Consider the following 17,574-nt stretch of genomic DNA (forward strand, 5'->3'; position numbering starts at 1 on the left):
AGCTTTATACGGCCGAGAGTGCTCTACACGAATCTACTAAAGAAATGAACCGCACGTAAGTATACGTGTGGTTATTCCTGACGTAGTCAGACCATTTACGGTAGTCCGGTAGAAACTCATGGGCCATATCCCCAAAATTATACGACAGCTTATTCACTTTTCTCTTTTAACATCTTACTAAGGTCGACAAGATTCGTCAACCTAAAAACCGAACATTAAATTGCTATTTCCACTACAACATTCGTTATTCCCATTCAATCGTTGCTGGCGGCTTACTCGTTACATCATACACGACTCGGTTGACGTGACTTACTTCGTTAACAATACGGGTAGAAATACGTTCTAACACATCCCAGGGGATGCGTGCCCAGTCTGATGTCATGCCGTCAATGGAAGTCACCGCTCGTATTCCAATAGTATGGTCATACGTGCGCTCATCTCCCATAACCCCTACGGAACGTATATCAGGAAGAACAGTAAAATATTGCCAAATGTCACGGTCAAGACCGGCTTTTTTGATTTCATCTCTTAATATGGCATCGGATTCACGAACAATTTCAAGTTTTTCTTCTGAAACAGCTCCTAAAATCCGAATGGCAAGGCCAGGCCCAGGGAACGGCTGACGCCACACAATATGATCAGGTACGCCCAATTCTGTCCCTAATGCACGCACTTCATCTTTAAACAGTGTATTCAGCGGTTCAATTAATTGGAATTCCATGTCTTCAGGAAGTCCGCCTACGTTATGGTGAGACTTAATCGTTTGAGCAGTATCCGTACCGCTTTCTATAATGTCTGTGTAAAGCGTGCCTTGAGCTAAATAATCAATATCTCGCAGTCTGTCCGCCTCATCATCAAACACATAAATGAATTCGTTCCCGATAATTTTACGTTTTTTCTCAGGATCAGAAACTCCTTCCAGCTTGCTGAGAAAACGTTCCTTCGCATCAACTTTAATTATATTCATATTAAAACCATCACCAAGCGTGCGCATTACATCGTCGGCTTCGTTTTTACGCAGCAGACCATGATCTACAAAAATACACGTTAATTGATCACCGATAGCCTTATGAATTAAAGCAGCTACTACAGAAGAATCTACTCCGCCGCTTAACGCACATAGTACTTTACGATTGCCTACTTCTTCACGAATTTTTTCAACTTCCATTTCGACGATATGTTCCATGGTCCAATCATCCGTGGCTTCACATACGTCAAATACGAAGCTTCGTAAAATATCGTTCCCATATTCAGAATGACGGACTTCCGGGTGGAATTGCACCCCATACATTTGTTTATCATTGTTTCCAATAGCGGCAACAGGACAAGAAGGACTTGTCGCGTCTACTGTGAAACCGGGAGGTGCTTCAATAACTTTATCACTATGGCTCATCCATACGGTTTGTGCCTTTGGCGTTTTACGGAAAAGTACAGGATCTTCGGATATTGCAATGTCTGCTTTGCCATATTCACGTTGATGAGCTCGTTCCACTTTTCCATTAAAGTGATGGGTCATAAGCTGCATGCCATAACAAATCCCAAGCACAGGAATGCCTAATTCGAATAGGTCTTCATCACAGCGGAAGCTGTTTTCACCGTACACACTGTTAGGTCCTCCGGATAAAATAATACCGCTTGGGTTTAACTCTTTAATTTCTTCTAATGTAATTTTGTGAGAACGAAGCTCACTGTAAACGCCAAATTCGCGGATACGTCGTGTAATCAATTGGTTGTATTGACTGCCAAAGTCTAGTACGAGGATCATGCCTTGCACTTGTTCCATTTGGGTTTCATCTCCTTTATTTACTTCACTTTCGATCGATCGGCTTGAAATAAAAAATGAACTTCTGCTCCCGTTTTAACACGGTGAAGGCAGAAGTTCATGTAAAAGACAATACACGATCCCTGCCTTCATAGTCAGAGCATTTACGGTGCTCCGGTAGAGACTTTCGGTCCATATTACCGAGGATATATGAAGGTTGATGATTAATTTCATTCATTCTATCAACCGCAACGACGGGAATCAAGACAATGTCTTTTTAATTAAATTTTCCCATAATTCTGTGACCTTAGTCATTTGCTCTTGATCACTTTCGTTTCGATATAAAAGACGTTCATAGTAAGTGGTAAGCTGGCGCATGTCATTCGTTTGATAACGTGCGTCGATCTTGTTCGCATAGTCGCGAAGCGTCTGATTCTTCTCACGTTTCAAGTCGCTATTCCCAAGTACTTTCAACAGGAAGATATAGGCTTTTTCAAATGTGTTCCAGTCTTGATTTTTAATCAGTTTACGTTTGAAATAAGCAGCCATTAGCCGGAACCTTGTAAAGTAAAGAATAACACCTAACCCGACCAGGGTACCCGCTGTTATCCATAGGGGCAGCTGTCCGTTATTATTGCTTACTCCTGCTGCATCTGTATCGTCTTCACCGGCTGCGTCTTCTTCCGCATTCTGATTCGGATTTGATGGATCATTTTCATCTGAGGCAGAATTATCATCACTTTCATCACCTGTTGTTGTGTCACTTTCATCGTCACTTTCTACTTCTAAGTAAAAGTCTGTATTGTTTGAGAACCCTTGCGTAGGTTCAAAGGGAACCCATCCAATTTCCGGAAAATATACTTCTACCCATGAATGAGCGTTCCCGCTCGTTACTTCATAAACATTGAGCTCTTCCCCTTGAACAGATTGAGAATCATCTGTAAGTTCACCACCGGTAAACCCTTTCACCCAGCGGGCTGGGATATCCTGTGAACGCAGGAGGACAACCATAGAAGTGGAAAAGTTATCACAATACCCGAGCTTTGTATCGAATAAAAACTGGTCCACATAGTCTTCGTTCTCTTCTGGGACCTCTACATCTTCAGTGGAATATTCAAAGTCATTGGCGGCAAAATAAGCTTCCACTGCTTTAGCTTTATCGTAGCGGTTATCGTCTTCTTCTACAATTTGGCCGGCTAGATTTTCTACACGACTCGGCAGGCTGTCAGGAAGCTGCGTATATTGTTCACGGATCTCCTGAGGATCCTCGCCCTCTGCTTCACGAAGTTCATTGTACTCAAAAGAAGGCATATCGTACTCGACGATATAATCCTCCACCTGTGTCATGCTTCCATCTCGAATGGTGTCTATTTCTCCCGTGTTAGTATGAAGCTCCAAGGAAGTATTATTTGGAAATTGATCCAGTGAACGCGCTCCATAGGGATACACGAGTTTATTAAAGTTTGCTTCTCCCGTAAAGTTTAAGAAGGAAATGCGTTCTTCCGTTTCTACTTCACCTGTAAATGTTTCAAATTCTAAGTTTTCAGCAGGCACTGTACTTGTCTCACCGTCCAGTGTATCTTCCCATCCTTTTCCAGTGTAAGTATCTTTTGATTCAATACGCCAATATTGTTCATCATTAGCTGAAGCTTGAAAGACCCGGGTGTCGTCCTGGATAAAACCTCCACCCAGCCTCGAATCATTTTCACCATATCCGACCTTTTGAACAGGTCCTTCTCCTCCCGTTCCTGAACCTGCTCCAGGGTTGGCACTCGTAAGGTACGGAACTGGGTCCGGCCACTGAGGGGTTAACTTAGGTGAAGAATAACCAATTAAAGTCGATAAGATTATTATACCAATAAGAGGTAAAGCCCAGATATATGAGGTAGACATCTCTTTAAATGAAATTTCTTCCTTTTCCATTTCTTTATAAAAATGAGACAATCCAAGAGAGATCATCGACAATGTAAACGTACGGATAATCGCCCACTTACCGTCATAGATCGTGAATGTATCGACGACTGTTACATAAACGATGGTTAAAAGGACGAAGATAAACATTCGTTTAGCTACAATAAACCAATAGAATAAGAGGTAGCTCATCAACCAAAGTAAGACCAAAAACAAAAGACTTCTAAACATCGGGGTCATTTGCCACCATTGCTGTCCTTGAATGACTTGAACATTGTACATAATTTGGTCATAAATAACCGTAAACCAATTACTGCTGAAAATCCTCTCTCCCATATAAAGACCATCAATAATAAAAATAAGCCCTATTAATTTTAATGGAACAGAAATGACCCAGTTTACTTGAAGAAATGAAATAAAAAAACAAAAAGCGGCATAGATAAAAAAGACGCTGACATTGTTAAAATCCGCAATAATTTCCAACGGTCGAAGCCATTCCATAAATAGAAGAAATCCGCAAATATAAATCGCTACTTGATAGAATCGTTGGTGCTTTGCCGTGAGGTTCATTATGTATTCACCTCAAATTCTCGTTGAGTTAATTCTTCTTCCGTGATTACATTTACAACTATGCGATTATTGCTCAATTTTTTTATTAATTTACGGTCTTGGAAATCGAGCTGCTTTTGGGGTTTTACGTAAAAAAACACAACACGTTTGCTTTTTTGAGCAATTCGGGTCAGACTTTCCAGCACCAGCGGATTCAACTGATGACTAACAATTAATACAACTATGCCTGAAGGAAATTGAGAACGCTCTCTTTCCAATTGTTTGGCAAAAGAGGTTCGTCTAATCGCTTTTATTTTTGCAAGGTGATGATTTATCTTTTCTTTATGTTTGTAGTCCTGTTGGAAAGGAAAATATCTTTTCCCATCTCCGAGCGTCATAAAGGCAAGCTGGGACGAATTTTTATGCATCTCTTTTAAAAGAGATGCACTAAATTCTACTGCTCCTTCAAAGCTTAACGGACTGGCCTTCTCACAATGCACAGCATTTAAAACCAGGAGGATGTCCACACTTTTTTCTTGTTCAAATTCCTTTGTCATCATCTGATTACTTTTCGCTGTGTTTTTCCAGTCAATCCAGGAAAACCGATCACCTGGAACATATTCTCGGACTCCAGAAACGATCGTTGTATTTTTCTCATTTAATTTAAAGGAAGGACTCGCTCCTTGTTCAAAGCTATACGCCTTTTCAGTAAGTCTAACCGGCCTTTGGTAAGGGAAAACAAGAAATTGATGATCTAAGTTATAAACGTACTCTTTTTTTATAAAACCGAAGAAGTCCCCTGTTTTTACTCGTAAGGCACTCAAATGGTGCTCTCCTCTTGGCACTCCCTGCAGTTCATATTGATAACTCATGTGTCTCTTAAACCAAGGAAAGGATATTTTTTTCACATGTCGTCTTTCTTCATTTAGTATCCCCTTATCCATATAGCGATATTTTTCAAGGTGATAGTCCTCACTCATTAAAGACTCAGGGAAGTACTCTTCGACTACACAATAATATATAGGAAACGGGAATCTACGATTTATTTTAACCTCTACTTGTACTGTTTCCCCAGCAGTGGCGACCCGTTTTGAAAGGTGCCGAACAACTTCCCATTTATCAAGACGGTAAAAGGTTAGAGCGGTCATATAAATAAGAAAAGGCAGGAAGCTGTAAAACAAAAACCAGCTTACAAAACCTCCTTGGAACATGGCGTAGGAAAAAAGCACAAGAAACAGAACAGAGACGATAATTATCCTTGCTGTGAAATGAAAGGTTTGTCTCATTCACTCACATTCCTCTGTACAGGTACAGCAATGTCCGATAAGATGTTTGAAACAATATCTTCAGCAGTGGTCCCCTCAAACTTCGTTTCAGACGTTAAAATAATACGGTGGGATAAAACGTTCGCCGCAAGGAATTTAACGTCATCAGGGAGAACGTAATCACGATCTTTAATAAAAGCATAAGCTTTGGCTGCTTTCATTAATGCAATTGAGCCTCGAGGGCTCACACCGAGGTATACCCCTTCATGATTTCTAGTTCCTGTTACTAAGTCCACTATATAATGATGAACAGTAGAATCAACATATACTTCTTCAACTTGGTGCTGCAATTCAATCAACTCTTCCCGGGTAATAACAGCTTCTACGTCATGAATAGGATGACTGCCAGAGGTGCGAGCCAGCATCTCCATTTCCTGCTTTTGAGTTGGATAGCCCATCTTTAACTTTAATAGGAAACGATCCAGCTGCGCTTCGGGGAGGGGATAGGTCCCTTCATACTCGATTGGATTCTGAGTAGCCATAACAAAAAATGGACGTTGAAGAGGTACAGCTTCACCATCTACTGTAATATTAGTCTCTTCCATTCCTTCTAATAATGAGGATTGGGTTTTCGGTGAAGTACGGTTTATTTCATCGGCCAGCACAATATTTCCGAGAATAGGTCCTGGTCTAAATTCAAATTCCAGCGTTTTTGGATTATATATAGAAACTCCAGTTACATCAGAAGGCAGTAAGTCGGGGGTAAATTGAATTCGTTTAAAGTCGCAATCCATTGATTTAGCTAATGTTCTTACAAGCATTGTCTTCCCTACACCGGGCACATCCTCTAAAAGCACATGCCCCTTGGCTAATAATGCTACCACGCTCAGTAAAGCTTCTTCATCCTTTCCGATCATTACTTTATTAATGTTTCTTAAGACTTCTGAAATTTTGGGATGGTATAGGAACGTTTGATGACTCATTTAGTTAAATCCCTCGCTTCTATGACACTATTTTCTGAAAACTCACTCTTACCTCTAACTATACTATATCCAAAGTCGTACGACAAAAAATGTGTGTTACTGTTTGTGGAGCAAATTAGCACTAAATTATAAGTATTTCCTGGGAAATACGATCACATTTACTCGATTACTATCTGTTTTGGTCAAAACTCTTGCAATTGTAACATAGGCGTAACAAACGTAATAATGAAACCTTCCTTTAGAACCTGTCAATAGATATGTTTTACCAATTGTTATCAGTGTAACCTTAGATATTCCAATTGGATATAAAGATTGTTCCAAATGAAAATTTTGGGAATCATTATCATGCCAATAATGAAGCACTCTATTTTTCTAGTATACTCTCTTGGCATAATTTATTAATCGGCTCGGCCGTTTTTTTCTAGTTTTAACCATAAATATTACATAAAACAGATGATAGGATGAAGTTGTTGAAAAAACAAAACTTTTCAAGGAGGAATACAAACATGAAAGTGAAATCACTTATTGTTTCCGGAGCACTTGCCCTTTCATTATTGGCAGCTCCAGCTACTTCTCTAGCTTCTACAGGAGATAGTGAGGTAAAAGTAAATCAACAAAACATTAATATAGAAAGTGTTCTTCAATGGGCTAATGAAAATGAAGACGCACTAAAAGCAAATAACCTTCAACAAGTGGACATTCAGTCTCTTCTAGAGCAGTTCCAAGTTGAACAGCCTTCTCAAGAGCAGTCTGAAGCGTCTGCCGAAGAGCAGCCAAAGCAGGAAACACCTGAAGAGCAGCCTGCTGAACAAGCTGAAGAAGCACCTGAAGAAGCACCTGAAGAATCAGCTGAAGCTCCACAAGAGCAAGCAGCACCAGCTGAACAGCCTGCTGAAGAACAAGCTTCTCAAGAAGAAACTACAGAACAAGAGGAAGCAAGCTCAGAAGTATCTGAATTTGAACAACAAGTAGTAGATTTAACGAACGAAGAGCGTGCTAAGCAAGGACTAGAACCGCTTGAACTAGATGTAGAACTTAGCGGCGTAGCTAAAGACAAATCACTAGACATGCAGCAAAACAACTACTTCTCGCATGACAGCCCAACACACGGGTCACCGTTTGATATGATGAATGCATATGGAATTGACTATACAACTGCAGGCGAGAACATTGCCATGGGACAAACTTCTCCTGAAGAAGTTGTACAAGGCTGGATGAACAGTGAAGGCCACCGTGAGAACATTATGAACTCATCGTTTACTCATATTGGTGTAGGACATGCTGAGGACGGAAACTACTGGACTCAAATGTTTATCGCTAAGTAATTAATAAAGTATTTTTTTGACACATCCACCGAGGTTTAATATCTCGGTGGTTTTTTATGAAACACCTTTTAATTTTTTATGAGCTCGGGGAAATGCTGATAAAATATTCGCTTTGTTAAATGTTCTTACTTGGTTTTCAGAATAACAAAACGCAGTAATGCAGTCAGCTTTTACTCGTAATACTTGAATTACCCTTTGAGATACTTCCCCTTGAGCAGATAAGTAAAAAAATCTCCAGTTTCTCTTCCCTTATTGCACTTCTTTTTATCCATTTTTCCATATATCACCCCCCCTTTCACACGAACGTTCGTTCCTATTCTACTAATAATCTTTTCTTTTATGCAACAAAACGTAGTACATAAGCATAAGAAATTCTTTACCATATCACCGTTAATTAGGAGTATAGGATGAATTTCCCTATTTTTTGTTTATCTTCAGCTTTTAACGTAAAAACCCTCTATAGAACTCACTTTAAAAGGAGGTCCACCCGTATGAAAAAATGGATTTACTTAATGGCTGTAATGTCATTATTGTTTGTTATTGCTGCATGTGGAGAAGATGATGAACAGACAGATGCTCCGGATACTGGCGATGACCAAACATCTACCGAACAAGAAGCTAACAGTGATGAGACGGACGAATCTGAAGAAGATGGGGAATCCGAGATGGTAACTGTGTCTATGATGGACGGAGAAGGTGAAAATATCGGAGAAGCAGAATTAATTGAGCAGGACAGTGGGGTACTTATTCATCTTGAAGCTTCTAAATTACCTGAAGGTGAACGAGGGTTCCACATTCATGAAAGCGGCTTATGTGAAGGCCCTGATTTCAAATCGGCGGGTGATCACTTTAACCCAACAAATGTAAGTCACGGAACTGAATCTGAGGACGGGCCTCATGCCGGCGACCTTCCAAACCTTGAAGTAGAAGAAGATGGTTCTGTTGAGCAGGAGGTTACAGCGGAAGAAGTAACTCTCACTTCCGGAGAAGACCATTCTTTACTAGATGAAGACGGCACCGCATTAGTAATACATGGGGAAGCTGATGACAACGAATCACAACCAGCTGGTGACGCAGGAGATCGTATCGCATGTGGTGAGATTACAGAAGAAAACTAAGACTGGAAAAGCTCTTCCTATATGGAGGAGCTTTTTTTGTGATCAATACTAAAATTAAGTATGGAAGAGAACCTTGTTCTTCTGTAATGAGGAGATGGCTTGCTGGGACAGGCGGGCAGGATAGTCCCTGTGAAATTAACTCTTTCTGACTTATAGACAGCTTTCGGCACGATGGAAAGTTCCACTATAAATATTTCAATTTATTTATGAGCAAAGACATGTTTACTTACATAGTAATAGAAGAGGTGATTCAGCGGTTAAATTTCGAGGCAGTTGCAAGGCTTTTCCGCTAAAGTAATGTTGGGCCGTTAATTTGGTGGAAAGTTATACGTTTTGGGCTGTTTCGAGTAAAGACATTTGCCAGAGAGGTATTATCATATTAAAAACGAGTGGGACAGAAACTGCGTGGAAAGCCTCTCCCCTGCCGGAATTATCAGGGGGAGAAGCTCCCGTTCTCCACTTTGCTTTACCTTGGCCGGCCTTGCGTTTGCCGCTGGAGAAAATATCTAGCAGATTATGAGCAACGCCCGTTCGATTTTTTTGAATAAATTTAAAAATCTATGCGCTATCACTATACCATCCTGCAAGTCTAAACATATGCTACGAATGTAACATATCTTATAATCCGGAGGTGCTTATTAGATGCAAGCAAAAAATTTAAGTGGTGGTCAAGAACTTCTTTGTGTCAATGTAGATAAGGTTTATGATTGGGTGGTAAATGAAGCTTCTTTCGATATTAATATTGTCGATGAAGATTTACCAGAAGGATTGGACTGTGATGATTTTGATCCTGCAACTGTAACTTGTACAGTTACTCCTGACGATGTAGACATTTTGTCCCGTGAGGACCGTATGTTCATCATCGACGGTGTAGAAACAACTTTACAACTCGTTTCTATCCGTAAAAACTTTACGGTTACCCTGACTATTCCAACAACTGTAAACGGAGAAGAAGAAGTTGAACTAGAATTCTCCCGCTGCGAACAAGTTGTTCTCTGCGCTCCAGCAGGTACAGAAATTGATGTAACATACACAGACACTGACTGTTTCGTATGTACATTCGACTGTGACCCTGGTGATACAGATACAGATCCAACTTTTGATGCTTCAATCACTGTTAACCTATGTCAAAGCATTCAATCTACTTTCCCAGTAACAGTAGAGCTAGTAACTGAATTCTGCGAGCCAAGAGACATCCTGCCTACTCCTTGCCCGTCTCCAGTTAGACCACCACAATGCCCAGTGGTGTTCCCTAACAACGGTAACGGCAACGGCGAATAAAAGTATAAGAAAAAGAGGAAGCACAAGATGCTTTCTCTTTTCTTATTTCTTCAAAATAAGTCCCAAGTTACAGCTGTTCCTGCTTTAATTGGAAGAGCTGCTTTTTTCCCTAAAATAATATCGTAATACTTAGAAGGGAGTCCATACCCCGGGCGTATCGCTTTAACGTTTGCCCTTGTAAAGACTTCTCCTTTTTTCATTTCTTTCACTACATACAAAGAGCGGCGGTATTTCTTGGATGCTGCTTCACTGTTTGTCGGTCCATATTTTATAGCACCCAAAGCCTGCCATGCTCTTTTAGTCTCTTCTACTAACAATTTAAATTCGTCAGGCTCCATAGAAAATGAAGCGTCCACTCCGCCGTCTTTACGTGATAGAGTAAAATGCTTTTCGATTACGGTAGCCCCTAATGCGACACTGGCTACCGCAGCACCTGACCCCAATGTGTGATCAGATAATCCTACTTGGCATTGAAAAAGATCCTTCATATGTGGAATTGTTTTTACGTTCGTGTTTTCCGGTGATGCAGGATAAGTACTCGTGCATTTTAATAAAATCAATTCGCGGCACCCTGCCTCTTGGGCTGTTCTAACCGTTTCATCAATTTCAGCTGCCGTAGCCAATCCCGTAGAAATAATTATAGGCTTTCCCGTTTTAGCTGCTTTTTTTATCAAAGGGATATCTGTATTTTCAAAAGAAGCAATTTTGTAGCAAGGGACATGAAGCTTCTCGAGAAAATCAACCGCTGTCTCATCAAAAGGAGTGCTAAAACCGATCATTCCCAATTCACTGCAACGTTTAAAGATCGGTTCATGCCACTCCCAAGGGGTATAGGCTTTCTTATAAAGTTCGTAGAGTGAATGCCCCTTCCATAAGCCTTTACTTCCAATGACAAACTCATCCTGTGTGAGGTTTAAAGTCATCGTATCAGCCGTATAAGTTTGAATCTTTAAAGCGTGAGCTCCTGCTTTAGCTGCTGCTTCTACGATTTCTAAAGCTCTCTCTAATGATTGATTGTGATTACCAGACATTTCTGCAATCACAAAAGGAGGTGCGGTTAAACCAATCATTCTATTTTGAAGAAGGATGGGATCCATCGATTCTCCCCCCTTTTGAGTGGATAAGTGTTTTTTTGGCTTCCGGCCATATGTCCTTAAAGTGAGCCATGGGTATAACATCCATATATTGACCATTCTTCAATGTATGTTTAATAAACCTTCCTTCTTCTCTAAACCCTAGTTTCTTATGAAATTGCATGCTTCTTTGGTTTGATACCAGTACCTCTGCACAAACTTTATGCATACCTTCATGTTCAAAAATAAATTCCAAGGCAAGCAGTCCCAATACCGTTCCTGATCCTTTAGGTGCTGATTCTTCCCCGATATAAAATCCCCAAAAACACTTACTATTGCTCCGGTCTATTTTTGAGAAATTAACGAGACCTATTGGTGCTTTTTTATAATAAAGGAGCTTAATGATTGTCGACGCATCCCTTTTTACCCCTTCAAACCATTTTCTATGTTCTTCCAACGTTATTTTGTGATCGGTATACATAGCGGAACGAACGACATCTGAATTTCTCCACTTTAACACCGTCTCTAATTCTCTCTCCTCTAAATCCTTCAGCTCAAAATTACGAAGATCGAAGACTGGAGATCCCCCCAACAAATGACGAGCAGCCGATCCTATCTCTATCCCTTGCGCCACTTCACGTGCTGCTTCAGCTATTCTTTTTACTTGATAATGGTTCTGCAATAATTCTCTTAAAGTTTGCATCAGTCGTTGTGCAGAAACGTTATCACTTTCTCCTAAATTGAATACAGCTTCTTTTTCTTCCAAGTATGATAATATTTCTCTTTGGTTTTTTGCGGTTTCAATCGTAATAGCAGGCACACCTAAATAACAACGTTCCCAAGTGGAGCTTCCCCCAGCCCCAATAGCAAGATCAGCTTTCAACATTAACTCTGCCATGTAATCAATTTGGCAGTGAAAATAAAAATTTGTAATTTCCTTACATACTTCTTTAATCTCCTGCTTGTCTTGATTGTTTTCCCCTACCACTACATCAACGGTTAAATCTTCTCTATTTAAGGCTTTTATCGCTCTCATTGTTTTCAGGGTCTCATTTGTCGGATCTGTCCCCCCGAAAGATACAAGAATTCGCTGAATTGTTCCTTTATGATGTTTCAATTGTTCTCTAGCTTTTTCAAACTCTTTCCGGATAAGCATATACTTTGGACCTAATAGTTTAGCTGCTTGTTTCGGCACTAAATGGTCGTAGCGTTTTTCAAAGTTTCGAAAGATATTTTGATCCATAATCAAGTCGCAGTCATGCTTTCGATCAGCGAGATCATCTATAACGCCTACCTTTTTCACATGGTTCTTCATCCGCTTTTCCCACTTCTCCCCTAAAGCGTAATGGTCGACGATCAGCCAGTCAGCATGATGGAGATGATTTTTAAATACAGCGGCCGTGTGGTTGTAATCCGTCTTCCAATTTACTTCAAGCCAATCTGAATAAGGAATATCACTGTCTTTTTTAAAGTGGGAATCGTGGGGAGCTGATAGCGGAAAAACTACAAATCCTTTGTCTTTAATAAACTCGATTAAATTCCCTTTTAGAAGTCGGCTGATAAATGAAACATGTGCGCCATTCTCGCTCAGCTGTTGAGCTAGTGTTAAACACCTCATGACATGTCCAGTGCCTATTTTCACAGAAGCATCTGTACGAATTACGACTTCCATCAGCTCATCACACTCTCACGATTTTTTTTGATCAATATGAGCATTTATAAGCGAGAGCTCCGGATACTGTTTCACGAAATCTAGTGCATCTCTTAAAGTAAAATTCGGATGACCAGGATAGAAGTGTTCTAATATGCGTTTAATCAATTGATAGTCTTCCGCTGTGTCCACCGTCCAGCGATGATGACTCTCATCCTGCTCAAGTTTTACATTATAGATCGAAAATTCATCTTTATGATGATGGATATATGAAGTCACGTGTTCCCGTTCTGATTCCGAGCGAGCATTATCATGACAACGTTTTAATGCCCGATATGAAAAAACTTCAGTATCCATTCCTCTAGGATACGTTCGTGCCAGCGTATTTGAAACATAACGACAAGCTCCTTGTTGATGAAAATAAGCGTCGATCACTTCATCTATGACTACAGGGTCAATCAAAGGACAGTCTGAAGTTAATCGAATAACAACGTCAGCCTTATGGTAGGATGCTGCTTCATAGTAACGTCCGAGAACATCTTTCTCGGAACCACGAAAGGCAGAGATTGAATGTTCATTAGCAAATGACCAAAGGGCATCATCAGCTGGTTCAGTAGTGGTGGCAAGAATGAGTTCATCAATTTTTTTTGATCGCTGCATCCGCTCTATTTGAAAGCCCAATAACGGTTTCCCCAACACTTGCTTTAATACTTTTCCAGGCAGCCGTGTCGATCCCATACGCGCCTGAATTATGGCTGCCACTTTCATTGAATCACCTCGTATAATAAGATATTACTTTCTTCACTGCTTTTATCACATCTTTAACATCTGTTTTTGTCATGGCAGGAAATAGTGGAAGCGTAATGATTTCTTCATAAACTTCTTCTGCCATTGGACAAAGTCCTTTTTCATAGCCTAATTGACGATAATAAGGATGCCAATATACAGGGATATAGTGGACGTTAACCCCGATATTTTCTTTTTGCAGCGCTTCGAAAACTTCCTTACGAGATCCAGACAGCCGCTCTAATTTAAGCCGCAGTATATAGAGATGCCAACTTGAATCACACCCCGTTTTTAATTTGGGAGTGATTACTTCATCAACATCCAAAAAGGCTTTTGTGTACATGTCTGCATACTTTTTTCTTTTTGCGATAAACAAATCAAGTTTATCAAGCTGGCTGTGACCTAAGGCTGCTTGCAGATCTGTCATTCGATAGTTAAATCCTAAGCTTTGCATTTCATAATACCAGGGACCATGAGAAGTCTCCTTGAATACACTGGACTCGCGAGTCATGCCGTGGTTACGAAAGTTAATCAGTTTCTCATAGTAGTCCTTGCGGTTAGTCGTAATAACGCCGCCTTCTCCTGTTGTTACATGCTTAACGGGGTGGAAGCTGAACATCGTCATATCGCTAAGAGAACCTACGTCTCTGCCCTTATAACGAGCGCCCAGAGCATGTGCTGCGTCTTCAATTACTGGAATACCACGAGCTTTAGCGATAGAAAGAATATCATCATAAGCAGCAGGTTGACCTGTGAAATCGACAGGAATAATTGCTTTCGTTTTTTCCGTAATCATGGATTGAATCGAAGCGGGAGAGACGTTGTATGTGTTCGGGTCAATATCTGCAAATACAGGCATTGCGTCTAAATATATCGCGCAGTTAGCACTTGCTACAAAAGTCATTGGAGTTGTAATTACTTCATCATTCTTCTTAACGCCGGCTGCAGCACAAGCGGCATGCAGAGCTGCTGTCCCATTGGCAAAAGCTACACAGTAATTAGCGCCGACATAATCACTTACTTTCTGCTCAAACTTATAGATTTCCGGACCCGTAGTAAGAAAATCACTTTTTAATACCTGCACGACTTTTTTCACATCATCGTCGTCAATGAATTGTCTCCCATAAGGAAGATAGGTCTCCCGAACCGGTTTTCCTCCTTGAATCGCTAGCTTTTTGGCCATGATAAATCCCTCATTAAATCAAATTGGTAGATTTAATCCACTCTTCCGTGCGTTTAATCCCATCCTCTAAACTGAAGATCGGCTTCCAGCCCAGTAGTTTGGATGCTTTGTCATAATTACAAAGTAATTTTTGAATTTCGCTCTGCGGATGAATATGCTTCACATGCTGAATTTTAGTTACATCCTTAACGATTAAACTCGCTAAATCATTAATCGGAATATCACGTCCTATCCCTGCGTTAAGGATTTCACCATTAGCCCTGTCAGAATACCCGGATTCTACTACAAAGTGTGCACAATCTTCCACGTACAACAAGTCACGAGTTTGAGTGCCGTCTCCATAAATTTGCAGCACTTTACCTTCCAGCTTGTTTTTAATAAAGATGGCAACTACTCCGCCTTCTCCTCCCGTTTTTTGAAATGGACCATACGTATTAAATGGTCGAACAACGACGGCTGGTAATCCATAAGCAAAGAAATAAGAAAGCACCATGTTTTCAGCTGCTATTTTCGCTCCAGCATAAGGTGAAGCCGGTTTAATGGCATCCGTCTCTTTGATACCTCCAGCATTCGCAGCGCGGTCATACACCATACACGTACTCATAAATACAATTTTGACATTATGATTCTTGCATTCTTCAAGGACGTTGAACGTACCAATTGTATCGTTATCAAACGTAGTCTTAGGGTCATCGATACTGTCCTGAACATTGATGCTTGCTCCCAAGTGATAACAACAATCAAATTTCTTTAAGAATAAATCCTTTAATAAAGACGTATCTTTTATATCTCCCTGAATAAATTCCCTGAAATTCTTTCGGCTTAGAAAATCATCAACGTTCTCGATTCTTCCATTTGATAAGTCATCAAGAACCCATACGTTATGACCGTCATCGAGCAGTTTTTTAACAACCCATCTGCCAATAAAACCTGCACCACCCGTTACAAGTACATTCAAATCATCATCTCCCCCATTCACCCCTTCAGACACATCCTATTAAAATAAAGGAGAGAATATTCATTAAAACAACCACTAAAAAAGATAGGTCATGAATAAGACGATTATCATAGTCCCAACGCTGAAAATTTAACGGCTTGTCCGAAACTTACTAAATCAAATGTGTAACAAAACTGATTAAAGCACAAAAACATCCGAATGATTTCCGGAAAATCAGTTCGGATGTTTTAAAAAGAGTTTACCCCTTCTCTCCAACTACTATTTCGTTAGCTGTTTGATTAAATTCACTAGTCTTTTACCGGACAATTGATTGGTTGCATAAGCGGTAGATAAAAATTTTTCTCTTACCGCTTTTTCATACTTCTGCATATCTTTCCTGGAAAAATAGCGGTGGACAATATCGGCTAATGAAGAAGGATTTGAGTGTACTAACCCTCCTAAACCATAATAATATCCTGTGTGTCCTGGAAACTCTTCACTAAGAATAAACACCGGCTTTTCCGCAAGCATAGCTTCTAAACCGACAGTCGATGAATAGACTACTACCGCATCCACATTGGGAAGAATATCATAGAGATCAAAATTTTGAGCCGGGAGCGCTTCAACTATCTCTTTTGTCAGCTGATGCGGCTGTATACTTGGAAAATCCTTAATAAGAATATTAAATGAACCTTTCTTCACTAAGGAATTGATAAGCAGCTTCCAACGTGGTAGATCTTTATTTCCCCTTACGACTACAAGTACTGTTTTTTTATTAGAATCCAACCCAAGCTGTTTCTCAAACTCTTCCCTTTTCACAGGGGTGTTTAAATAAATTTGATCAAACCTCGGATGACCTATGATCTTTACTGCGCTGTCTTCTATCCCTTTTTGCTTATACCATACTTTTTCAAACTCTCCATACACCGCATCCACTGCAGCAATTTTAGGTAAATATCCAAATTCACTAGATATAATGCCGTGCTGCATACAGATCGTTGGGATTCCTTGTTTTGCTGCTACAATAGTGAGAGTACGACTTTCAGGATAATGGGTGGATGGGACAATAACACAGGATACCGTTTCTGTTTGAAACAGCATCATAGCCTGTTCAATCCGATGAATAATTTTGCCAAGCTGCATCAAAAGAACTTTTTGAAACTTTTGGTCACTGTACAAAGGGTGAGAAGCCTGGGTCTTACAGATCCTTTTAACTTCTCTCCTCACTTTTGAAATTGATTGTTCAACTGAAGGATCGGAGTTGGTGTATTCGTCAAAATATTGAACTGGAATTTTCCCCGCTTTCTCTTTTTTTAGATATCCTTTGTCTTTCGGCAGTATTTTTCTTTCCTTTATCATCAATGTTTTTGAAGGAGAGAAATACTTGTTAAGAATTGGATTTGGAAAACGAATAAGGTTATATACATCATGAATAATGACTTTGCCGTTCTTATTACTTGAGCGCTTTTGGCTCGTGTGCTTGTGAATGTACTGATTGAACCGGGATTGAATGTCTACGTTGCTCTCTGCTTTGTTTTTTAGCAGTTGGGTAAAGGAGTTCTCTTCCATCCTATTCATTACTCCAGCTTTTTTAATTAAGCTACGATAGTGACAGAGATAAGGCAGAGAGTAACCTTTATAAGTCACTCCTTCAAATTGGTCAAGAAAATCTAAATAAAGAGACCAGTAGTTACGTTCATACGTATTCAATTAATTCCCTCCTTTCTCTAACGAGTCATTGGCCTGGATA

13 protein-coding genes and 2 riboswitches are annotated in these 17,574 nt (G+C 40.1%); of the genes, 3 read left to right on the top strand and 10 right to left on the bottom strand.

Annotation, left to right across the window (positions count from 1 at the left end; genetic code table 11):
- Window positions 1-63: 63 nt before the first annotated feature.
- Window positions 64-165, bottom strand: a riboswitch (purine riboswitch).
- Window positions 166-244: 79 nt separating this feature from the next.
- The 4 genes from guaA to ACGTNH_RS17055 all read right to left on the bottom strand — a co-directional run bounded on the left by guaA (window position 245) and on the right by ACGTNH_RS17055 (window position 6,470).
- Window positions 245-1,783 carry a glutamine-hydrolyzing GMP synthase gene (gene guaA / locus ACGTNH_RS17040; protein WP_394588136.1) on the bottom strand — a complete coding sequence of 513 codons (1,539 nt, stop codon included), beginning with the start codon at window positions 1,781-1,783 and terminating at the stop codon, window positions 245-247.
- Between the two features lie 111 nt (window positions 1,784-1,894).
- Window positions 1,895-1,996, bottom strand: a riboswitch (purine riboswitch).
- A 27-nt stretch (window positions 1,997-2,023) separates the two neighbouring features.
- On the bottom strand, window positions 2,024-4,243 hold the full coding sequence (locus ACGTNH_RS17045; RefSeq protein WP_394588137.1) for a DUF4129 domain-containing transglutaminase family protein: 2,220 nt from the start codon (window positions 4,241-4,243) through the stop codon (window positions 2,024-2,026).
- Window positions 4,243-5,508, bottom strand: coding sequence for a DUF58 domain-containing protein (locus tag ACGTNH_RS17050; protein ID WP_394588138.1), 1,266 nt, complete (start codon window positions 5,506-5,508; stop codon window positions 4,243-4,245). Before ACGTNH_RS17050 ends, ACGTNH_RS17045 begins: the two co-directional genes overlap by 1 nt.
- On the bottom strand, window positions 5,505-6,470 hold the full coding sequence (locus ACGTNH_RS17055) for an AAA family ATPase (protein WP_394588139.1): 966 nt from the start codon (window positions 6,468-6,470) through the stop codon (window positions 5,505-5,507). Before ACGTNH_RS17055 ends, ACGTNH_RS17050 begins: the two co-directional genes overlap by 4 nt.
- A 506-nt stretch (window positions 6,471-6,976) precedes the next feature.
- Here ACGTNH_RS17055 and ACGTNH_RS17060 point away from each other — a divergent pair.
- From ACGTNH_RS17060 to ACGTNH_RS17070, 3 genes are all read left to right on the top strand, one after another.
- The gene (locus tag ACGTNH_RS17060; protein WP_394588140.1) at window positions 6,977-7,795 is read left to right on the top strand and encodes a CAP domain-containing protein; all 819 of its coding nucleotides are present in this window, start codon (window positions 6,977-6,979) and stop codon (window positions 7,793-7,795) included.
- Window positions 7,796-8,286: 491 nt separating this feature from the next.
- Window positions 8,287-8,913, top strand: a complete 627-nt coding sequence (locus ACGTNH_RS17065) for a superoxide dismutase family protein (RefSeq protein WP_394588141.1) — start codon at window positions 8,287-8,289, stop codon at window positions 8,911-8,913.
- A 642-nt stretch (window positions 8,914-9,555) separates the two neighbouring features.
- A complete protein-coding gene (locus ACGTNH_RS17070; protein ID WP_394588142.1) occupies window positions 9,556-10,194 on the top strand; it encodes a BMQ_0737 family morphogenetic spore coat protein in 639 nt (212 codons plus the stop codon).
- A gap of 50 nt (window positions 10,195-10,244) precedes the next feature.
- On the opposite strand, the gene pseI is transcribed toward ACGTNH_RS17070, so the two are convergent.
- The 6 genes from pseI to ACGTNH_RS17100 form a co-directional block, all read right to left on the bottom strand.
- A complete protein-coding gene (gene pseI, locus ACGTNH_RS17075) occupies window positions 10,245-11,291 on the bottom strand; it encodes a pseudaminic acid synthase (RefSeq protein WP_394588143.1) in 1,047 nt (348 codons plus the stop codon).
- Window positions 11,266-12,939, bottom strand: a complete 1,674-nt coding sequence (gene pseG, locus ACGTNH_RS17080) for a UDP-2,4-diacetamido-2,4,6-trideoxy-beta-L-altropyranose hydrolase (protein ID WP_394588144.1) — start codon at window positions 12,937-12,939, stop codon at window positions 11,266-11,268. Before pseG ends, pseI begins: the two co-directional genes overlap by 26 nt.
- Window positions 12,940-12,954: 15 nt before the next feature.
- Window positions 12,955-13,686 (bottom strand): cytidylyltransferase domain-containing protein, encoded by a 732-nt coding sequence (locus ACGTNH_RS17085; RefSeq protein WP_394588145.1) that lies wholly within the window; start codon window positions 13,684-13,686, stop codon window positions 12,955-12,957.
- A gap of 4 nt (window positions 13,687-13,690) precedes the next feature.
- Window positions 13,691-14,890, bottom strand: coding sequence for a UDP-4-amino-4,6-dideoxy-N-acetyl-beta-L-altrosamine transaminase (gene pseC, locus ACGTNH_RS17090; RefSeq protein WP_394588520.1), 1,200 nt, complete (start codon window positions 14,888-14,890; stop codon window positions 13,691-13,693).
- 10 nt (window positions 14,891-14,900) lie between these two features.
- Entirely contained in the window at window positions 14,901-15,845 is a 945-nt protein-coding gene (locus ACGTNH_RS17095; protein ID WP_394588146.1) for a dTDP-glucose 4,6-dehydratase, read from the bottom strand.
- Window positions 15,846-16,103: 258 nt separating this feature from the next.
- Window positions 16,104-17,534, bottom strand: a complete 1,431-nt coding sequence (locus ACGTNH_RS17100) for a glycosyltransferase family protein (protein ID WP_394588147.1) — start codon at window positions 17,532-17,534, stop codon at window positions 16,104-16,106.
- Window positions 17,535-17,574 lie beyond the last annotated feature (40 nt).

It is taken from the genome of Halobacillus sp. B23F22_1 (assembly GCF_043497005.1).
Taxonomy (GTDB): Bacteria; Bacillota; Bacilli; order Bacillales; family Halobacillaceae; genus Halobacillus_A.